This window comes from Algoriphagus winogradskyi, from assembly GCF_900182815.1.
GTDB classification, from domain to species: domain Bacteria; phylum Bacteroidota; class Bacteroidia; order Cytophagales; family Cyclobacteriaceae; genus Algoriphagus; species Algoriphagus winogradskyi.
Window position 1 is genome coordinate 816,106 of sequence record NZ_FXUA01000002.1, and the last position, 22,154, is coordinate 838,259.

The following is a 22,154-nucleotide window of genomic DNA, read 5'->3' on the forward strand; positions in this document are numbered from 1 at the left end:
ATTTCATATTTTTCATTTTAATTGATACCAGATATGAATTCAATCTGAATAAGTGTCTGATTGGATTTGTCGAGCAAATCCAGATAATCAAAACTTACTGATAAACTTCTGTTTAACCCTTGAGTATATTCCACATAACCGATTGCACCGCTTTGGAAGCCTCTTTGAGATTGATTTAGAATGAGTTCGGCCTGGGGCAGAGCATTGGCTTCATAAAAAGCCAAACTTGTCTGGTATTTTTCGTAATCCAGAAGTAAAGAGGCCAAGTGATTTTCAAGCTCGTTGGTAAATGCCGCTTCCTCCTGTTCAGCTTCAGCTATCCTTATGGATTTGGATTTAATGGTTGCGGACTGCGATTTCAGGCTGAAAATCGGAATTGCCAACCCAACCTGAAAACCATCGAATCGATCTTTAGAGGTGAAAAATTCCGGATTACCGGCCATAGTTTCACCCGGGCCATTAAAGGATTGATTGAAATACCCCAGTTTAATATCAGGCATCAACCGTGATTTTTCCACTGACTTTTCCTTTTCTGCAATTGCAATCTGTTGCTGAACCCAGGTTAGTGTTGGATTACCATCCACGCTTAATGAAGTTAAGGACACCTCAGAAAGCTTTTGCTCAAGCTTACCCAAATTAGGTTCGATAGCAGCATCTGAGTTTAAAAGCATTTTCAGCCTTCTCAAGTTGATCTCAACATCTGCCTGATTCTGTGCCAATAATGCTTCAATTTCAGCCACCTGTGCTTCAGCAGTTGCCTTTTCAAGCAGGTTGGTTTCCCCTGCCTCAAAGCGTAAGGTGGCAGCTGATGCAAACCGGGAATAAATACTATCCTGTCTAAGGAGCAGAATTCCCTTTTCCTTTGCTGCCCATAACGCATACCAAGTTGACTTTACAGCTCTGATGAGTTCATTTTTACTCATTTCAACGGCCAATTCACCTGAAGTTACTTTGGCCTCAGCCAGTCCATTTTGTCTGCTATAAGTAGTCGGAAATTCAAAGGTTTGTGAAACTGAAAAGCGGGAATCGTTGGTAAATGCACTGTTAGTCTGACCATACTCTATATCCACAGCAGTTTTGCCAATATTCCAGCTAGCGCCCTTTAAAGCCCGCTTCTGCTCCAGCCTTAGTGCTTCTGCTTTTACGTTGGGATTATTTTCAAGCGCCAGATCTATTGCCTGATCCAGGGAAGAAACCTGTTGGATTTCCTGTGCTAAAGTTGGGATACTTATAAAAGCTAGCAAGGTGATAGTGAGCAATCCTATCTTTCGGGTGGATTTCCTGAATCCTTTTTCAAAATAGTAATACAAAACAGGCAGAACCACCAAAGTCAGAATCGTGGCAGTGATCAGTCCTCCGATAACTACTGTAGCCAATGGTTTCTGAACCTCTGCCCCACTTGAAGAAGAGAGCGCCATAGGCAAAAAGCCTAAGGATGCTACAGAAGCAGTCATAATCACGGGTCTCAGTCTGGTGCGTGTACCTGAATAGATCCGCTCAAATACGTCCGTGATGCCTTCTTTTTTCAGATGGTTAAACTCAGCTATCAGCACAATACCATTGAGTACCGCTACACCGAAAAGTGCGATAAATCCTATTCCTGCTGAAATACTAAAAGGCATCCCTCGCAACGTCAAAGCAAAAATTCCCCCAATGGCAGAAAGCGGTATCGCAGTAAAAATCAGAATACTTTGCTTTATTGACCCGAAGGTGAAAAATAACAATACAAAGATCAGCAATAGTGCCAGTGGAACCGCAACCCCCAACCGCTCTTTCGCTTCAATCAGATTCTCAAACTGCCCACCGAACGTCACAAAATAACCAGATTCAAAAGTAACAGCATTTGCTATTTTGCTTTCAATTTCGTCGACGATACTTTCCACATCCCTATTTCTCACATTGAATGCCACCACAATTCTCCGCTGGGTATCGTCCCGCTGAATCTGGTAAGGTCCTTCTTTCACGGAGACTTCTGCAACTTGATATAACGGGATCTGATCCCCATTTGCCCGGGCTATAAATAGGTTCCGGACATCCTCCAGTTCATTTCTTTTGTTCTGGTCAAGTCTGATCACTAAATCAAATCTCTTTTCGCCTTCGTAAACTTTCCCAGCGGAAGCCCCGGCAAAAGCTGCCTGGATCGAGCGGTTTACTTCTTTGATGCTTAAGCCATATTTTGCCAATTGTGCCCGTTTATAGTCGATGACAATCTGGGGCACACCTGTCACTTCCTCTATGTAAATATCTTCTGCTCCTTCCACTCCTCTGGCTATCTGACCTATCTGATTGGCATATTGAGAAAGCTGGTCTAATTCCTCCCCATAAATTTTTATGGCAACATCTTGCCGGACACCGGACATCAATTCATTGAACCGCATTTGTATTGGCTGTTGAAACCCAAAGTTCACTCCCGGCAAAACAGCTAATGCTTCAGACATTTTATTCGCCAGATCTTCCCGGTTCGTGGCAGATGTCCATTCGCCTTTATCTTTTAGGATAATCATCATATCAGCTGCCTCTACAGGCATTGGATCTGTTGGAATTTCACCAGCTCCTATTTTGGAGACTACCTCTACTACTTCAGGAAACTGATCCAAAAGTATCTTTTCAGCCTGGGTGGTTGCCTTAATGGTATTCTGAAGGGAGGAACCGGTAACCACACGGGTTTCCACTGCAAAATCCCCTTCTTCCAGGGTAGGAATAAACTCACCTCCCAATCTTGAAAAAACCCAACCTGATACCACCAATAATACCAGTGCCACACTTAGTACAACCCCTCTATGATGCATAGCCCAACGGATAGAAGGATCATAAAAACCATGGAAAAAACTCATGATTTTGTCAGAAATATTCGGCTTGTTACTCAGCTTTTTACTCAGAAAAAGAGCTGAGATCATCGGTACATAGGTAAGAGACAGAATAAAAGCACCCAATATAGCAAAGGCTACTGTCTGCGCCATAGGCCTGAACATTTTTCCTTCTGTGCCAACTAATGCCAAGATGGGCAAGTAAACAATGAGGATGATGATCTCCCCAAAAGCGGCAGAATTTCGGATCTTGCTGGCCGAAAGAAATACCTCATCGTCCATCTCTAACTGTGTCAGTTTTCTTTCCTTTTTGACTAACCCAAGATGATGCATCGTCGCCTCAACAATGATAACAGCCCCATCCACAATCAGCCCGAAATCTATAGCACCCAGACTCATTAAGTTTCCTGAAACCCCAAACAAATTCATCAGGGTGAAAGCAAATAATAAGGCTAAAGGAATTACTGAAGCCACAATCAAACCCGCCCTCAGATTGCCCAGTAACAGCAAAAGGACAAAAATAACGATCAGTGCCCCTTCGATGAGGTTCTTGCTCACAGTACCTATTGCGTTAATAACCAGCTTGGAACGGTCTAGGAAAGGCTCAATGGTAACCCCCTCAGGAAGTGTTTTTCTGATCTCATCAATTTTAGCTTTAACATTATCAATGACTTCTGCAGAATTTTCACCTTTCAGCATCATTACTATGGCACTGACTACTTCACCTTCACCATTTCTGGTAGTCGCTCCATAGCGGACAGCATTCCCTAGCTGTACTTTAGCTACATCTTTTATCAGGACGGGAATACCGTTTTCGTTCACTCGCACTGGGATATTATTGATATCTTCAAAAGATCCAACAAGGCCTTCACTTCGTATGAATAGGGCTGTTAGGTTTTTCTCAATGTATGCACCTCCGGTATTTTCATTGTTATCTTCAAGCGCCTTAAAAATATCAGCTATCGAGACATTCAAAGATTTCAATCTATCAGGTTCAATCGCTATTTCGTATTGCTTGAGGTATCCCCCGAAACTGCTCACATCTGCAACACCAGGTGTCCCAAGCAGCTGTCTTCTTACTATCCAATCCTGAATAGTCCGGAGCTCTCTTGCATCGTACTTATCCTCATAGCCAGGTTCTACACCGACTACGTATTGATAAATCTCACCAAGACCTGTAGTGATAGGAGCCATCCCGGGAGCTCCAATATCCGGAGGAATCTGCTCTTTGACTTCGGACATTCGTTCATTGACCTGTTGTCTTGCCCAATAGACATCCACATTTTCCTCAAATACGATAGTAACTACAGAAAGCCCGAAACGGGAAAAGCTTCGGATCTCTTCGATATCAGGAATTGTGGCCATCGTGATTTCAATGGGGAAGGTAATTAAACGCTCTACCTCCTCAGCAGCCAGTGAGGGAGAGGTGGTGATTACCTGTACTTGATTATTGGTAATATCAGGAACTGCATCGATGGGAAGCTTGGTGAGTGAATACACTCCCACAATGACCAATCCTATGGTAAGTAGCCCGATAATCAGTTTATTTTTAACTGAAAACCGGATTATATTATCCAGCATAAGGAATTAATTTTTATGTAATAAAATGGAAATGGGCTCAGGGGCCCTTAGAAAAAACCGCGCACAACAGACCTAATCAGTTTAGTGAAAAGAGCTGAACGAAAAGGGTAAATATGGTGTAAAGCGGGAAATTTAGCTCCGAGGAGGTTGAAAGAGTTCACCTAAAACTGGTGAAGTAAAAAGAAAGGTATAGTAAGTTTCTGGCTCTACTTTCTCATTAAAAGTCCGGACTACAGAAAAATCATTTATTGAAGAGAAATAGATGGGAGCGTGTGAACAGGTATGATTGCCATGAAAAGGTAAATTTTCATGACTTTCTTCATCATGGCTGGTATTGTTTGATCCATGATCAATATAATCTTCTACTACGAATTCAAATACGGAGTCGTCATGCAAAACTTTATGCTCTCCAAAATGTGAAAGCAAAAACGGGATTTTCTGAATCTGACAACATAGATCGAAATTCATCGATAGCATCCCCAAAAGGAGCAAAGCAATAAAAGATCTGTTTCTTATCAGTTTCATATTCTGCAAATCTATGAAATAAAGTAGTGCAAGGCTATTGCACAAAATCGCTAATCCCAGATTCAAGTGATGAGGTATAGCTACGACCCAATCTGAGCAAGGGAGGAATTTTTTTTGTCTTTTTTTATAAGCGGTAACCTTATCTGGATTATTACGTGTCCTAGAATTCAATTGGATTTATTTTCATTCTCATGTGAAAAGCCTATAATTGTAATAGTGAAGAAATCATTTTCCATAGTTTTAGCATTCTTACTTCTTTTCGCAAACATCGGTTTGGCGAAGAGCAGCCATATATGCATGGGATCTGAGATGTTAAATGCAATTGGCCTTTCAGCAAAAAATTTGGATTGCGGAATGAAACATCAATCGGAATCTCCTTCGAGTGATCAAGGAGATTTAAGCAATGCTGATGAATGCTGCCAAAATAGTTTTGAACTCATTCACAATGACAGTGATCAGAATCTTAAAGTAATAAACCTCGACGCTGCCCAACTTATTTTTGTAGCAGCTTTCACACAAACATTCATTTTTGGAATAGATCCAGTTCCTACAACTGAATATTCCAACGTATTTATTTCTCCCCCTGCGATTGATAAGGACTATACTGTTTTTTTTCAATCTTTCTTGATTTAATCCGGATAGGTAAACTTAGGTCTTACAGACCGCCTTTTTCTATGAGCTCAATTGCTTGTAGCAAAGTTTATCCAGTATTCCATTTTCTTAGGATTATTTCATGCTTAACTCAATTATCAAGTATTTTCTTGAAAACAAATTAGTTACAGTTCTTTTGCTTATCGCTTTGATAGCTTGGGGAATTGTGACAGCTCCCTTCGGTTGGAAAGTAGGTTCTCTTCCATCAGATCCTGTCCCCGTTGATGCCATTCCTGACATTGGCGAAAACCAACAAATTGTTTTCACCCAATGGCCAGGTAGATCTCCACAGGATATTGAGGATCAAATCTCCTACCCACTTACTACCTATCTATTAGGAATTCCTGGAGTAAAGTCCATCCGTAGCTCTTCTATTTTCGGCTTTTCCAGCATATACATCATCTTCAATGAAGACACAGAATTCTATTGGTCTAGATCAAGAATCCTGGAAAAACTCAGTTCATTACCTGCAGGATTGCTTCCAGAGGCAGTTCAGCCGGGACTGGGTCCTGACGCCACTGCTTTAGGCCAGGTATATTGGTACACACTGGAAGGAAGAGATGAGCAAGGCAATCCGACCGGAGGATGGGATCTTCACGAGATAAGGACTGTTCAGGACTTCTTTGTTAAGTATGGCTTAAACGCCGTGGAAGGCGTTTCGGAAGTGGCTTCAATCGGTGGATTTGTACAGGAATATCAGGTAGATGTAAATCCCGACGCGCTTAAAGCCTATAATATTCCCTTGATGAAAGTCATGGAGGCAGTTAAGCAATCCAATAGGGACGTAGGTGCCAAAACCATAGAAATCAACCAAGCAGAATATTTAGTGCGCGGTTTGGGCTATATCAAAAAGGTAGAGGACTTAGAAGAGGCGGTGGTTGCCGTGGAACAAAACGTTCCGATCCGGATAAAAGACATTGGCGTGGTAAGCCTAGGACCAGCCAACAGAAGAGGACTTTTAGATAAAGACGGAGCTGAGGTAGTCGGCGGTGTAGTAGTCGCGCGATACGGATCTAATCCTCTTCAGGTCATCAACAATCTGAAAGAGAAAATCACAGAAATAGCTCCTGGCCTCCCAAAAAAGACCTTAGCCGATGGTCGTATTAGCCAGCTGACCATTGTTCCATTTTACGATAGATCTACACTGATTCAGGAAACCCTAGGCACCTTGGAGGAGGCGCTTTCTTTGGAGATTCTGATTACTATTCTGGTTGTGATTGTGATGGTCTATAACCTGCGAGCATCTATTCTGATTTCAAGCTTATTACCAATTGCAATTCTGATGGTTTTTATAGCGATGCGCTATTTTGGGGTAGATGCAAATATTGTAGCTCTTTCTGGAATAGCTATCGCCATCGGTACGATGGTGGATTTGGGGATAATCCTTTCAGAAAACATTATCAAGCACATCGATGAAGCTCCTCCAGAGCAGAAGTTGGTCACGACCATTTACAAAGGATCATCAGAAGTAGCCACTGCAATCCTTACCGCTGTGTCCACCACTATTGTGAGTTTTATTCCGGTTTTCACAATGGAGGCTGCCGAGGGGAAATTATTTGGACCTTTAGCCTATACCAAGACTTTTGCACTTATAGCAGCATTGATCGTATCCTTGTTTATTCTGCCCATGTTGGCTCATGTGTTCTTTGGTTTCAAAATCAAAAATCAGCGATATAAGCTTCTAGGAAATGGATTATTACTAATTCTAGGAGTAGGCGCACTGATTTACGGCTACACTTGGGCAGGAATTATTTTGTTACTATTTGGCATTATTTCCTTCGCCAAATTCTATGTAGAGAAAGAGTCTATAGAAATCCCAAAGCGCATACGCCCTATTTATAACCAACTTGAAATTATTCTGGCAATAGGTGGTGTGGTTTGGTTATTAGCGACGTATTGGTTGCCACTTGGTGCTTCACGTTCTCTATTCTCCAATGTCTTGTTCGTCGCCATTCTAGTGAGTTTGATATTGGGGGCATTCACCCTTTTGGAAAACAATTACAAACGTGTATTAACCTGGTGCCTGGATCACAAAGCAATCTTCCTGCCTATACCGGCAGTCTTGATTCTCTTTGGAGCTACGGTTTGGCTTGGGTTTAATACCACTTTTGGATTAATCCCAAAGACCACCAATCTGGTTGGCTGGGATATTCAATCCAGTAAGCCTTGGTCTAGTCTAACGCATACTTTCCCAGGTATGCAAAAGGAATTTATGCCTTCCCTGAATGAAGGTAGCTTCCTGCTGATGCCAACCGCCATGCCGCATTCCGGCATTGCTTATAACAGAAAAATCATCGGCCAACTGGATATGCTGCTGACCAATATTCCTGAAGTAGATCTCACGGTCGGAAAACTTGGTAGAGCTGAATCAGCTTTGGATCCGGCACCGATCTCTATGTATGAGAATATCATTAATTATAAACCAGAATATCTTCTCAATGCAAAGGGCCATAAACAGCGGTTTAAAACTGACAAGGAAGACCGATTCATTTTTTCCACGGGAGATACCCTTTCCAACCAAGATGCAATCGCACAAAATAAGCCTGCCAAAAACTTAATTCCTGACGAGGAAGGCATGTATTTCCGAAACTGGCGGGAACACATCAAATCTCCAGATGATATATGGAAAGAAATCATCGCAGTTACCAAAATACCGGGAATCACTTCCGCTCCTAAATTACAACCGATAGAAACCAGATTGGTCATGCTCCAAACAGGTATGCGAGCACCAATGGGTATTAAAGTATATGGGCCTGATTTGCAGACTATCGAGAACTTTGGAATACAACTGGAAAACATCCTGAAGCAAGTTCCATCAGTCAAAGAGGAAGCAGTTTTCGCAGATAGAATCGTGGGAAAACCTTATCTGCATCTAAATATCAACCGAGAAAAAATCGCGCGATTTGGACTGACGATAGAAAATGTGCAGCAAACTATAGAAACGGCTATTGGTGGCATGAACATAACCACTACAGTAGAAGGCAGAGAGCGTTTTCCTGTGCGTGTTCGCTATCCAAGAGAATTGCGCGATGACCCTGAAAGTTTGGCTAAGATCTTTGTTCCAACTCCTACCGGAGCTCAAATCCCTTTAGGGCAACTCGTGGATTTTGAGTACAAACGTGGCCCTCAAGCCATCAAAAGCGAGGAGACTTTCTTGGTCGGTTATGTGCTTTTTGACAAAAGAGACGGGGATTCTGAGGTGACTGTGGTTGAAGATGCACGACAGTTGATCCAAAGCAAAATTGATTCAGGGGAGCTGGATGTGCCCGCAGGAATCACCTACAAGTTTTCTGGTAGCTATGAAAATCAGGTTCGTGCTGAGAAACGGCTGAGTATCATCGTTCCGGCAGTATTGGCTATTATCTTTTTGATTCTGTATTTCCAATTCAAATCAGTCACTACTTCCCTGATGGTATTCACTGGAATAGCCATGGCATTCAGTGGTGCATTTATCACACTTTGGTTTTATGGACAAGGATGGTTTGCTGATTTTGATCTCTTCGGTACCAATATGCGAGACCTGTTCCAAGTTCACCAGATCAATCTAAGTGTAGCAGTCTGGGTGGGATTCATTGCACTATTTGGTATTGCCACTGATGATGGAGTGTTAATGGCCACATATCTGGATCAAAGTTTTGAACGAAATAAAACTGATACTCCACAAGGAATACGAATGGCTATTGTGGAAGCTGGTCAGCGAAGAATCAAGCCCGCCGTGATGACTTCAGCTACCACAATCATTGCATTGCTTCCGATTTTAACCTCTTCTGGAAGGGGATCGGACATCATGATTCCTATGGCTATTCCAGCCTTTGGAGGAATGATCGTAGCGGCTATCACCTACTTTATTGTACCAGTTCTTTACTCCATTCGGGAAGAACGAAAACTTAAAAAAAGCTGAAAATGAGAACTTTCACACTTTCCTTTCTTTTGCTCCTGGGGATGAGTTTCTCAGCTGCTTCGCAAAGCTTAGAAGACTATTTTCTAGTGGCCGCCGAAAACAATCCGGGGCTTCAAGCCAAATACAAGGCATTCGAAGCTGCCATGGAAAAAATATCACAAGTTGGCTCATTACAAGATCCTAATCTGTCATTTGGATATTTTGTATCACCAGTGGAAACCCGTGTGGGGCCGCAACAAGCCCGTTTTTCCTTAACTCAGATGTTCCCTTGGTTTGGCACCTTACGTGCACAAGAAGATGTAGCATCCTTAATGGCTGAAGCGAAGTATCAGGAATTCTTGGATGCTAAAAACCAGCTATACAATCAATTGGCGGCAGTCTATTATCCTCTGCTTGAGACCCACGAGTTAATAGCTATTGAGGAAGAAAATCTGAGAATTTTAGAAACCTACTATTCACTTGCTACTTCCAAATTAGAAAATGGACAAGGTTCGCTAGCCGATGCACTACGAGTAGATATCATGATTCAGGCATCCAAGACGAACGTAGAGGTGCTTAAGATGAAAATAAAAGGAAGCAATTCCTGGTTCAATTCCCTCCTTGCCAAGTCTCATGATTCTCCAGTAGAGATCTCAGAAAAGCTGGAAATATCGGCTGCTGACAGGATGATTTCTCCTGATTCTATTCACACAAATCCATTGCTGGAGAGCGTTGATCTGAAAATTCAAGCCAGTGAAGCCTCTGTGCTGGTTGCCCAAAAACAAGGAATGCCAAAGCTGGGAGCTGGAGTGGATTATGTCCTGGTCGGAGAAAGAACAGATGTCGTTATGGCGGACAATGGCAAGAATGTCTTGATGCCTATGATCACGATGAGTCTTCCGATTTTCAGAGCAAAATACAAGGGAGCTCAGAAGGAGGCAGAACTAATGCAGGAATCTTACAAACTGGAAAAGGAAGAGCTGAGCAACAAGCTCTATGGCTCCTATTACCGCTATTCTTCCGATATGCAAATCCAGGAAGATTTGATCAGCCTCTATGACAAGCAAGTGGTGACTTCGGAACAAACGTTAGAGTTGCTTTACAATGGCTACAGCAATTCTGGAAGAGACTTCGAAGAGGTATTGAGAGTACAACAACAATTACTTGAATTCCAAAAAATGAAATTAAAAGCCATGGTGACTTACAAGACTTCCCTGGCACAAATCAATTATCTAACCGCTAAAACCTACTAATTATGAAAAGCAAAAGCTATGTAAAATTCGCAGCAATGATGGCAGTTTCATTCGTCATTATGTATGCAGTCATGTTTTTGAATGCAGATCTTTTCGAGCATGTGATGCTCAGCACCACCAGAACCTACATGACTATTTTGATGGTGGCGCCCATGGCCATCTCTATGATGTTATTTATGTGGGGAATGTACGAAAACAAAAAAGCCAATTACCTGATCCTAGGCTCCGCGCTGATCATCTTCATAGGCACATTGACTATGCTAAGAAATCAGACTTTGATCGCAGATGTGCAGTGGATGAAAGCAATGATCCCACATCACTCTTCAGCAATCATGGTAAGCCAAAAAGCGAATCTTCAAGATCCAGAGGCTCAGAAACTGGCGCAAGATATCATTGAGGCCCAAAAGCGGGAAATAGCCCAGATGCAGGATATGATCAAAAGACTGGAGGCTAAAAAGTAATAAGATATGATAAAGCTAAACCAATTACCTCATCTAATCACATTGCTTTCCCTTATGGTTGTAACCATTGCGACTGGTTATTCCCAAGAGATACCGACGGATACTTCGACCTATACACTTACTTTAAAGCAAGCAATGGTCTCGAAGGCAGGAAAGCCTGTCGCTGCAATGACGGTAAATGATGGAATTCCCGGGCCAACTCTGCGATTTAAAGAAGGAGGCTATGCTGTAATCTATGTCAAGAATGAAATGGACGAAGAGACTTCTGTGCATTGGCATGGCATCTTATTGCCAAATTTCTTCGATGGAGTACCCTATTTGACAACACCCCCCATCAAGCCGGGTGAAACTCAGAAATATGAGTTCCCACTGAAACAAGCTGGCACCTATTGGTATCATTCCCATACCATGCTCCAGGAACAAAGTGGAGTGTATGGTTCTATTGTGATTGAACCTAAGGAGGAAACATTATCCTATGATTCAGAATTAGTGATTGTTCTTTCTGATTGGACTAATCAAAAACCCCAAAACGTATTACGGAATCTCAAGCGCGGTAACGAATGGTACAATATCAAAAAAGGAACTGCAACTCCTTTGAATCAGGTGATTAGTCGAGGCGGATTTGGTGCCCAGCTTAATTTTTGGAAACAACGAATGGAAAGTGCGGATATCGCAGATATCTATTACAATGCATTCTTGAATAATGGGGAAACCACTACTGAATATCCAGATTTTAGCCCTGGAGAAAAAGTGCGTGTGCGTTTCATCAATGGTTCAGCTTCCTCTCAGTTCTGGCTGACTTTCGGAGGTAAGGATCCATTACTTGTCTCAGCCGATGGCCTGGACGTGGTGCCTATCGCTCACAATAAAACTTTTATCGCTATAGCAGAAACCTATGATTTTATAGTTACGATCCCACAGCAGGGCAAATTGGAAATCCGTGCTACTGTGCAAGATGGTTCTGGACAAACTTCCACCTTCTTAGGAAAGGGAGATATTATTTCTGCTCCTGATGTTCCCCGACCCGATAAAATAGATATGATGATGAAAATGGCGAAAATGGACATGAAAATGGGTGCTCCTGCTATGAAATTTAAGCCATCTGAGGAGGATCCCAAAGAAATGATGGACAAGTGGGGAATGCAGATGGGTGATGAAATGAATATGGGTGAAATGGATCATTCAAAAATGAATTCCACAGACATGGGCACGGATCATTCCCAAATGATGGACAAGAAAAATCGCACTGATTCTACTAGTAAACCTTCTACGAAAAGCATGGACCATTCCAACATGAACCATAATGATCCCATGGATAATTCGATGCAGATGAATGACAAGATAGAAATGGGGACATCAATGGATAAAACACCGGGCATGGACATGTTTGCTGAGTACAATTATGACTACCTCAAGTCCCCTGAGAAGACCAGCTTTCCCACCGGCCGACCTGTTAATGAAGTACTACTGAATCTTACAGGAAATATGTGGAGATATATATGGAGTATGAATGGAGTCCCTCTTTCAGAAGCTGATAAGATCAAAATTGAAAGTGGAAAAGTAACTCGAATTACTTTAAACAATCTTACGATGATGCATCATCCCATGCACCTACACGGGCATTTCTTCCGGGTGATCAATGATAAAGGAGAATATTCACCGCTAAAGCATACCGTAAATGTACCTCCAATGCAAAAGATCACTATAGAATTTGAAGGGACTGAGGAAGGTGATTGGTTTTTCCATTGTCATGTTCTCTATCACATGATGGGTGGTATGGCACGCGTGTTCTCTTACGACACCCCACGTGATCCAAGATTGAAAGGCTTTCCTTTAAAAAAACTCCTCCATGAAACAGACGACCTATTTAATTGGGGGACGGCAGAAGTTTCTTCTCAAATGCTCGGACTGAACCTGATGTCATCCAATATCAGAAATCAACTGAACCTGAACTTAGAATATGGATACAACCAGAATTTTGAGGCAGAAGTAAGTTACGAGCGATACCTCTATGATTATTTCAGAGTCTTTGCCGGGGTAAACATGGAAAATGAAATCGAAAAAAGCCTGGATGAAATCAGCACAACGGCCGTGATCGGTATTCGATTCCTAACTCCATACCTATTCAATCTCGATGTAAGAATGGACAGTAAGCTGAGACCAGAATTCCGGATAAGCAGAGAGATTATGGTCTTCCCTCGCACCACCATCTTCGCAAATTATGAATATCAAATGGATTTTGGGTGGACTGATACCCTTCCTGAATCCGGAGAAAACTCAAATTATAAGGGAGAAACTACTTGGTCTGCCGGAGCTAGCTATATCCTTTCCAGAAATTTCTCATTGATGGGACTTTATGATAACCGTTTCGGTGCTGGTGGGGGCTTAACTGTCAGATTTTAAGCATTCAATTAAAACTAAAAGAGCTACACTATGGATCATTCACATCACAGCAGTACGCAACATGCCTCTCCTCATAAGGAAAAGCATGAAATGAAAGGAATGGAAGGACATGATCACAGCATGCATCATATGCATATGATCGAAGATTTCAAAAAACGATTTTGGATTTCATTAGTGATCACCTTACCAATAGTAGTCCTTGCACCGATGATTCAGAGCCTTGTAGGGTATGAATTCAGATTTGACGGTGATAGATACCTACAGTTTGCACTTTCATCAATAGTCTTTTTTTACGGTGGCTGGCCTTTCTTAATCGGCATGGTCGATGAATTGAAAAAGAGGAAACCAGGTATGATGACCCTGATAGCATTGGCTATTTCGGTAGCCTACTTCTATAGCTCCGCAGTGGTATTTGGCTTATCAGGAAAAATGTTCTTTTGGGAGCTCGTCAGTTTAATCGACATCATGTTGCTGGGGCATTGGATAGAAATGAAATCTGTTATGGGCGCATCAAATGCCTTGCAAGAACTTGCAAAGATGATGCCCTCCGAAGCAAGGAGAATTAAGGACAATGGAGAATCCGAAGATGTACCCATTGCAGAGCTAAAGTCTGGAGACACCATTCTGGTGAGGCCAGGTGAGAAAATCCCAGCTGACGGACAGGTTCTCGAAGGAAGCAGTCATGTAAATGAATCCATGCTTACCGGGGAGTCCAAGCCTGTAGCCAAGCAAAAAGACGATGAAGTAATAGGTGGGTCAGTAAATGACAACGGTGCGCTGAAAATAATGGTGAAGCACACCGGTGAAGATTCGTATCTGTCCAAAGTAATCGGGTTGGTGACAGAAGCGCAAAAGACAAAGTCAAACACCCAAAATTTAGCAGATAAAGCAGCGGGATGGTTATTTTACATCGCTTTGGCAGCTGGGATTATCACGCTGGTAGTATGGTTAAGTTTAGAAAAAGACTTCAATTATGCGCTGGAGCGAATGGTAACTGTTATGATAATCTCCTGTCCCCACGCATTGGGACTGGCAGTACCATTGGTCGTTGCGATTTCCACCTCTGTATCGGCCAAGCATGGCTTATTGATTCGCAACAGGACAGCTTTTGAAAACTCTAGAAAACTGACCACCATCATATTTGATAAGACTGGAACCTTGACAAAGGGGGAATTTGGAGTGACTCGATTCAAAAGTGTAAATGCAGAAACTGACGATCAAGAATTACTTGCCATCGCAGCTGCTCTTGAAAATAATTCTGAGCATCCTATAGCTGCTGGAATAGTTAGGAAATCCAAAGAACTAGATCTGAAACTTGACAAGGCAGAAAACTTCCAGAATATCACTGGAATGGGTATAGAAGCTAATCTCAATGAAAAAGAAATCAGCATTTTAAGCCCTGGAGGATTAAAACAAAAAGGAATCGAACAACCAGAAGGAGCTTTTAAAACAGAAGACGAAACTGTGGTTTTTGTTCTTTCGGATGAAAAACTAATCGGCTTCATCGCATTGGCAGATGAAATTCGAGAGGAATCCAAAGAGGCAATAGATACCCTCAAAAAGCAAGGGATAAAAGTTCTTATGGCAACAGGGGACAATGAAATAGTTGCAAAGGCTGTAAGTGAAACGCTGGGTTTGGATGGCTACTATGCCGAGGTAATGCCAGAAGACAAGCAAAAGATTATTAAAAACCTTCAGGGGAAAGGTGAATTCGTCGCAATGACCGGAGATGGAGTGAATGATGCACCTGCTTTGGCTCAGGCAGATGTGGGAATCGCAGTGGGCTCAGGAACTGACGTTGCTGCTGAAACTGCCGATATCATTTTGGTCAATAGTAATCCAAAAGACATTGCCAATTTAATCCTTTTCGGGACGGCCACTTACAGAAAAATGATGCAGAATATCTGGTGGGCGGCAGGCTACAATATCGTGGCAGTACCTCTGGCTGCAGGAGTATTAGCAGGTGTAGGAATTATTCTTAGCCCTGCAATCGGTGCAGCTTTGATGAGCCTCAGTACTGTGATCGTAGCACTTAACGCACAATTATTAAAAAGACAAATTAAATCCTAAATAAACGTGCTTTACTTATAATTCCCTGTGAGCAACTAAATCAATTAAGTAACCAATTTAAAATTCAAAATTATGAAAACTCAAAAATCAATTTTATCGCTGGCACTCATTGCCGGACTGGCAATTTCCCTTATCGCCTGTGGAGAGAAAAAACTAGATGACCACGCTGAAGGATCAGAAGAACATAACCATAAGGCTATGTCTGAAACTATGGAAAATATGGATCAAGAAATGACCATGGCCGGAACTGCTTCTAAAACAGAACTTATTAACGAATACTTGGAAATTAAGAAAGCTCTAAGTGCCAACAACAAAGAGGATGCTGCCAAAGCAGCATCCAAACTTGCTGAAAATGCCAAAACGATCTCTTTCGATCAGGTATCTACTGATAATAAAACAACTGTAAATGAAATTCTTGAAGTTATTCAAAAACACAGCGAACACATTGCCAAAAGTGAAATGGATCATCAGATTGAACATTTTCAGGCCATGGGTAAGGATTTTGAAGATCTACTGGCCATTGTAGGTTCGGACAGAAAACTTTATGAGCAATACTGCCCAATGTACAATAATAATGAGGGGGGTATGTGGCTGAGTGATTCAGAAGAAATTGTTAATCCTTTGTTTGCTGGAAAGATGCAAACCTGTGGTTCTGTTAAAAAAGTAATTGACGTCGGGTGAAAAAGGCAACCTTGGTTTACTTGTTTATACTCATAATTGTATTGGTGGGAATTCAATTCATTCCCACCAACCACAATCCAAACATACCTGCAGGTCCAGATGACTTTCTGATTCTCAATAATACCCCAGTCCAGATAGGAAAGATGCTTAAAACATCGTGCTACAACTGTCATAGTGAACAGATCAACTACCCTTGGTACAGTAATTTTCAGCCAGCAGGCTGGCTATTAGATAAGCATATCCGAGAGGGAATGGCAGAGTTAAATTTCTCAGAATTTGGTAATCTATCTGGGCGGATGAAAAAGATGAAATTGGAAAGTATGATCAAACAAATTGAGCAAGAAAAAATGCCTATCCCTTCTTATACACTGATTCACAGAGAGGCAATATTGTCTGATTCTGAACGGAATGAGCTTACAACTTATTTAAAAACTCTGAATTAACCCTAAAATCTACATATGGAGAGGCCTCTTGGGTAGATTAAAAATAGATCGCAAAAATGAAAAATATACTCAACAACAAGCTTGTAATGCTTGTCACCGTATTGGTGGTAGGAATAGCTGTAGGCTGGCTGACTAAACCAGATACAGCTCCGAACATGGAAGCGGATGAACATGATCATGTAGAATCGATTGCAGGAATCCCTATTACGTACACATGCTCCATGCATCCTCAGATAAGACAGAATGAACCAGGTGATTGCCCTATCTGTGGAATGGATTTGATCCCTCTGGAAAATGAAAATGCAGAAGCTGACCCAATGGCTATCACAATGTCTCCTACTGCTATGCAATTGGCAGGAATCCAATCATTGGTCGTTGGAAATTCTTCAAGTGACAAGTCAATAAGGCTCAATGGAAAGATCCAAACTGATGAACGCCAAAACTATACCCAGTCAGCCCATATTTCTGGGAGAATAGAAAATCTGACAGTCAACTTTACAGGAGAGTATGTTAAAAAAGGTCAGACTTTAGGACAACTCTATTCTCCGGAATTGGCTACAGCTCAGGAGGAATTGTTTCAGGCTCAGAAAATTAAGGATTCTCAGCCTGCACTTTTCGCTGCTGCAAAATCAAAACTGAAAAACTGGAAATTAACAGATGGTCAAATTGATCAAATTCTGGCAACAGGAAAAGTAACTGAACAGGTACCAATTTTAGCTAATGTTTCTGGATACGTAACTGAGAAAATGGTGAATCTGGGTGATTATGTAAACCGTGGAGAGCCTATCTATCAGATCGCTGATCTCAGCAAAGTTTGGGTGCTATTTGATGTCTATGAGTCAGAATTACAATGGATTAATAAAGGTGATGAGATTGAATTTACTGTGCAGTCACTTCCAGGAGAGACTTTTACAGGAAAGGTTAGCTACATAGACCCCATAGTCGATCCTCAGACTAGAGTTGCGAAAGCAAGGCTGGAACTGAGCAATTCTAACCTGAAGTTCAAGCCGGAGATGTTTGTTTCAGGAAAAGTTGAGAGTGAAGGTTCCTCAAAGGATAATAGCATTGTGGTGCCAAAAACTGCGGTAATGTGGACTGGAACCCGTTCAGTAGTATACGTTAAGACAGCTACAAATCAGTCCGTAACCTTCCAACTTAGAGAAGTAACTCTAGGCCCGGCTCTGGGGGATCATTATCAAATAGAATCCGGGTTATTGCCAGGAGAAGAAATAGCAGTGAATGGCACATTCAGTATAGATGCCGCTGCCCAATTGGCAGGAAAACCAAGCATGATGAGTCCTGATGGAGGTGCAGCAATGTCTGGGCATAATCATGGCGGTATGGCAATGCCTGTTTCAAATACCTCAGCTACTGCAAATCCAGAATTCATATCTCAAGATGCTAAAAATGAGTTAAAGCCTCTTTTTGATAGCTATTTTGAGTTAAAAGATGCCTTGACCCAAGATAAGTTAACAACCTCTTTGAACTCCGCAAGGAAAATGAAATCGATCATTTCAAAAGTAAACATGAGCAAATTTAAAGGTGAATCCCATATGAGTTGGATGAAATATGAAAACAACCTTAAAACCCATCTTGATAAGTTTGTTGAGCAAAAATCCCTTGAAGAGGTGAGAAAATTCTTCCTTAATATTTCTGATGAAATGGTAGGAATGGCAGAGAAATTCCATCCCTATCCTTCAAAAATATATGTTCAACATTGTCCTATGGCAGATAGTAATAGAGGCGCAGATTGGTTAAGTCTCCAGGATAAAGTAGTCAACCCATATTTCGGCCCTTCCATGCTCAGCTGTGGGGAAGTAATTAAAATAATCGACTAATTGCACGAATCCAACTTGTTAAAAATCAATTTTTATTCGTACGCCTCGTACACCTCGTACCCCTCGTACCGTACGAATTCTACGAGGCTAAATTGAGATTCTAAACCATTCAAAATATTTCAATCCTGAGACAACACAAATACCTTCAAATATGCAGAAATTTCAAAGGTTCATTTTCTAATTTGACATATAGAAAATAGGTTCGTTTTCTGCTTTTCACATCAAAAAGAAAAAAGATCATTCAAAAACCAAAAACACAAAATGGGGTTATACGGCGATTAGGGCTACATTTGAAGGGGTTCAAAATGATACGATTCAAATAAATTTAAAACTGTAAAAGCAAAATGAACCTGTCCCAGTTTTTGTCCCAGTTTTTCTATAACTGACTGAAAAACAGACTAAGTTTGTAGCGCTGTTCCCGCTACTTGGTAACTCCGGACAATGTTAAAATTGTTCGGGGTTTTTGTTTTTCAGGGGTTTAACATTATTTCGAATTTATTTGATTCTGTTAAATTAGGATGATTTTGTCCCAGTTTTTTATACTCTTTTTGCTCCGCTCTTTAATGTGTCTATTTTGGGGCTTGATCGACATTCAAATTTCTACTGTATTGAACCCTAAAGGAATTCTATTTGCAGTATCTCAACGGGAAGTTTCAGATCGGCTATAGTATCAGAAAAAATGATGAGGAATTTGTCTATAACAATGGTTTTTTATATTCCTATTCAGATGATCCTGAAGGAATAAACGAGTGGCATAATTACAAAGGAAAAAAAGTTTCTTCTTTAGTGGATCCTTATGAAATATTTTTTTATGAACCAGCTGATGTGGTTCCTGGTAAAGTGAAAATTACTGCTTCTCCTTTTTGGACAGTAACCAAGCGCGGTGATATTCACTTTATGATGAATAATGTGGAGGGTTCAGATAAAGCAAAAAATGTCCATAGTTACAAAAAAGCATCAGATTCAGAGTTTACGCATACCACTGAGTTTCCAGGTGGTGAGCTCAGGAGCGTTGGGAATGATCTTTATTTGATTAGTCTAGAAAATGACAGACCTGTCATAAGAAAAGCGGAAGGCGGTACCAATGATTGGACAGTCATGTAAAAAGAAACGGTTGGGAAAAAATTCAGATTTGGGAATTTGTTGATAGTTGATGGTTTCCTTTATTTCTATCTAATGGAGATGGGTTCGGGCGGTGGGCAGCCACTTTGGCTTCAGACATACGATTTAGGTATTGCACGATAATTCGACCATTCAGTAGCTGTTGATCAAAATTCTGTCGAGGGTTGAATTGTAACTCTAGCAGCGGAATGGATTTTTGATTCAGTAGAATATCCGATTAAACCTGAAAATTAGTATATGAAGTGTTTTCCTAGGAGCATGACTTGTTTTTTCTTCATTGCTTATCCTTTCTGAATTAAGATCAGTTTTTATCAGAAAATTTATGCTTAAGCTAGTTTTTTGTAAAATTTTACTTTTTAAGGGCAATTAAAATATGGTTTGAGGAATTGATAAAGAGAATTATTTTTTATAATCTCGTCCCCTATAGTACAGGATGGAAATGGATTCTACACAGCTGATATTAAGTGGTGATTAGCTAGTGAGTTTATGATTTAGAAATGATATATACTTTCTAATTCTATAAGTAGTTAGTTTCAAATTGAAAATGCTTAATAGATAAACCCAGATCCCCATGGCCTCTCAGTCCTCCAATAAGCTATTACTACATAGGATTTCGGTGGATTCAGACAAGGCTGCTTTTACCGAGCTTTTTAAAAGATATCATTCAAAACTGATCACATTTGCTACCTGTTTTTTGCCAAATTATGAAGAGGCTGAAGATATGGTTTCAGAAGTCTTTATAAGACTTTTGCAGAATCAATCACAACTAATGGAAATAGATAATTTTGAAGGATACCTATATTATTCTGTAAAAAATCAATGCCTTAATCAGCTAAAAAAGAATAAAAGAAAGAGTAGTTTGTTTTCTCCAATTGATCTACAGGATTTTAAAACCAATGAATATACCCAGCCTCTGGAGCAGCTAGTCGCTTCAGAATTGCGCGATAAAATAGCAGGCTGTGTTGATAGATTGCCTCATAAAAGAAGGTTAGTCTACAAAATGATCAAGGATGATGGGCTAAAAATCAAGGAGGTTTCCAAATTGCTTGATATTGCCGAAAAAACTGTGAAGAAACACTTGGAATTAGCAGTAAGGGATTTAAGAGCAGAAATTTCGGTTTATATCGAAACTCAAAATAGTGCCCCGAAAATCATCCCGATTTCTTTAAAAGTAGGCAGTTTAGTAACATTGGTCGTGTTGATTTCCGATTTTTTTAAGTTCTAACCTAACTTTTTTAAAATATAGCAATTCAGTCCAGCCCAAAAGCTTTTATTAATCCTATAGCTGATTCATTGTTTGGGAAATGAATTTCATTTGTATCATTTGTTCTGCTTATTTGATCAGGTTTGAAATAAAATTTCAAAAAATATTCGAAGTGCATTACGCCTTTTGATTCTTAAAGTTGTCTTGGTAAGGTGAATGTACCTGAAGATCAAATCGACCTTATTCTTTCAAAGTGGCTGACAAACACTGCTAGCCAGGAGGAACTTTTAATCCTGGAAAATTGGGCAAACCTGTGTGATGAAAATCTGGAGGTATTTGAAACATTTAAAAAAGTAACTAACCAAAGTACTCCTGAGCCGATTTTAGTCAATTTGGAAGAAAAGGCCAATGATATTTGGGAGAAAGCTCATCAAAAAAAGTCCACTAGTCAGAGAAAGTGGCGGATTGTATTCAATTATGCGGCGAGCATTTTCTTAATGGCAGCATTGGCGATGAGTATTTTTTACTACCAGCAGCTAGAAAAAGGAAAAGACAATGAGGTAGCGGCTGAAGTTCCAACTTTCATTTTTAGAGAGAATAAGCCCGGTCAAAAAACTAAAATTTTTCTACCTGATGGTTCAGTTGTTTACCTGAATAGCAGTTCTAGTATCAAATATTTAAGCGGATTTGTCGGAGATGAGAGAAGGGTTTACCTAAAAGGAGAAGGCTTCTTTGAAGTTGCTAAGGATAAATCCAAGCCATTTATAGTTGAGAGCAGATCGGTTGAAACCATCGCCTTAGGTACCGCTTTTAATGTGAAAGCATTTGAGGAGGAGGATTTACGGATTTCATTGGTGGAAGGAGTAGTGAGTATAAATCAACTTTCAAATGCAGACAATTCTTTAATTCTAAAGCCTGGAAAGGAATTGTTGCTTTCATCAGATTCCAAAACTTTTTTAGAGCAAGACTTTGATTTAGAAGAGGTTGTTGGCTGGAAAGAAGGGAGGTTGGTTTTCACGCAGGCTAATCTTCCTGAAGTAAAACTCAGTCTCGAGAGATGGTATGGAGTTCAAATTGAATTAAGAGGAAAAGTGCCTTCCAACTGGAAAGTGACTACAGTATATGAGAACCAAAGCTTGAAAAACGTATTAACTGATTTACAATACTCTAGAAAATTTGCCTATGAAATAAAGCATTCGAATGTGACGATCACATTTTAAAAAAACAGAACCAAT

Annotated in this window: 14 protein-coding genes; 12 read left to right on the plus strand and 2 right to left on the minus strand. The window is 40.7% G+C overall.

All coding sequences use genetic code 11. From position 1 onward, the window contains the following. Nucleotides 1–17: 17 nt before the first annotated feature. Nucleotides 18–4,388 (minus strand): CusA/CzcA family heavy metal efflux RND transporter, encoded by a 4,371-nt coding sequence (locus QOL76_RS08105; RefSeq protein ID WP_283412450.1) that lies wholly within the window; start codon nucleotides 4,386–4,388, stop codon nucleotides 18–20. 132 nt (nucleotides 4,389–4,520) lie between these two features. Next, entirely contained in the window at nucleotides 4,521–4,913 is a 393-nt protein-coding gene (locus QOL76_RS08110) for a hypothetical protein (protein ID WP_139235858.1), read from the minus strand. A gap of 216 nt (nucleotides 4,914–5,129) precedes the next feature. Here QOL76_RS08110 and QOL76_RS08115 point away from each other — a divergent pair, with 216 nt between their 5' ends. The 12 genes from QOL76_RS08115 (at nucleotide 5,130) to QOL76_RS08170 (ending at nucleotide 22,139) form a co-directional block, all read left to right on the plus strand. After that, entirely contained in the window at nucleotides 5,130–5,546 is a 417-nt protein-coding gene (locus QOL76_RS08115) for an HYC_CC_PP family protein (protein ID WP_139235857.1), read from the plus strand. Between the two features lie 100 nt (nucleotides 5,547–5,646). Further along, on the plus strand, nucleotides 5,647–9,465 hold the full coding sequence (locus QOL76_RS08120; protein WP_283412452.1) for an efflux RND transporter permease subunit: 3,819 nt from the start codon (nucleotides 5,647–5,649) through the stop codon (nucleotides 9,463–9,465). A gap of 2 nt (nucleotides 9,466–9,467) precedes the next feature. After that, nucleotides 9,468–10,697: a TolC family protein gene (locus QOL76_RS08125; protein ID WP_283412453.1), complete on the plus strand. Its 1,230-nt coding sequence runs from the start codon at nucleotides 9,468–9,470 to the stop codon at nucleotides 10,695–10,697. Between the two features lie 2 nt (nucleotides 10,698–10,699). Then, nucleotides 10,700–11,158, plus strand: a complete 459-nt coding sequence (locus tag QOL76_RS08130; protein WP_283412454.1) for a DUF305 domain-containing protein — start codon at nucleotides 10,700–10,702, stop codon at nucleotides 11,156–11,158. A 54-nt stretch (nucleotides 11,159–11,212) separates the two neighbouring features. After that, nucleotides 11,213–13,561 (plus strand): multicopper oxidase domain-containing protein, encoded by a 2,349-nt coding sequence (locus QOL76_RS08135; protein ID WP_244545486.1) that lies wholly within the window; start codon nucleotides 11,213–11,215, stop codon nucleotides 13,559–13,561. A gap of 30 nt (nucleotides 13,562–13,591) precedes the next feature. Next, on the plus strand, nucleotides 13,592–15,631 hold the full coding sequence (locus QOL76_RS08140; protein ID WP_184495546.1) for a copper-translocating P-type ATPase: 2,040 nt from the start codon (nucleotides 13,592–13,594) through the stop codon (nucleotides 15,629–15,631). A gap of 72 nt (nucleotides 15,632–15,703) precedes the next feature. Beyond that, nucleotides 15,704–16,312 carry a DUF3347 domain-containing protein gene (locus tag QOL76_RS08145; RefSeq protein ID WP_283412455.1) on the plus strand — a complete coding sequence of 203 codons (609 nt, stop codon included), beginning with the start codon at nucleotides 15,704–15,706 and terminating at the stop codon, nucleotides 16,310–16,312. A gap of 20 nt (nucleotides 16,313–16,332) precedes the next feature. Continuing rightward, nucleotides 16,333–16,755 carry a heme-binding domain-containing protein gene (locus QOL76_RS08150; RefSeq protein ID WP_283412456.1) on the plus strand — a complete coding sequence of 141 codons (423 nt, stop codon included), beginning with the start codon at nucleotides 16,333–16,335 and terminating at the stop codon, nucleotides 16,753–16,755. 56 nt (nucleotides 16,756–16,811) lie between these two features. Continuing rightward, nucleotides 16,812–18,593 (plus strand): efflux RND transporter periplasmic adaptor subunit, encoded by a 1,782-nt coding sequence (locus QOL76_RS08155; protein ID WP_283412457.1) that lies wholly within the window; start codon nucleotides 16,812–16,814, stop codon nucleotides 18,591–18,593. Nucleotides 18,594–19,223: 630 nt separating this feature from the next. Further along, the gene (locus QOL76_RS08160; RefSeq protein WP_283412458.1) at nucleotides 19,224–19,697 is read left to right on the plus strand and encodes a hypothetical protein; all 474 of its coding nucleotides are present in this window, start codon (nucleotides 19,224–19,226) and stop codon (nucleotides 19,695–19,697) included. Between the two features lie 589 nt (nucleotides 19,698–20,286). Further along, complete coding sequence (locus QOL76_RS08165) at nucleotides 20,287–20,940, plus strand: RNA polymerase sigma factor (protein WP_111316797.1); 654 nt, start codon at nucleotides 20,287–20,289, stop codon at nucleotides 20,938–20,940. 191 nt (nucleotides 20,941–21,131) lie between these two features. Further along, nucleotides 21,132–22,139: a FecR family protein gene (locus tag QOL76_RS08170; protein ID WP_283412459.1), complete on the plus strand. Its 1,008-nt coding sequence runs from the start codon at nucleotides 21,132–21,134 to the stop codon at nucleotides 22,137–22,139. The last annotated feature ends 15 nt before the right edge of the window (nucleotides 22,140–22,154 follow it).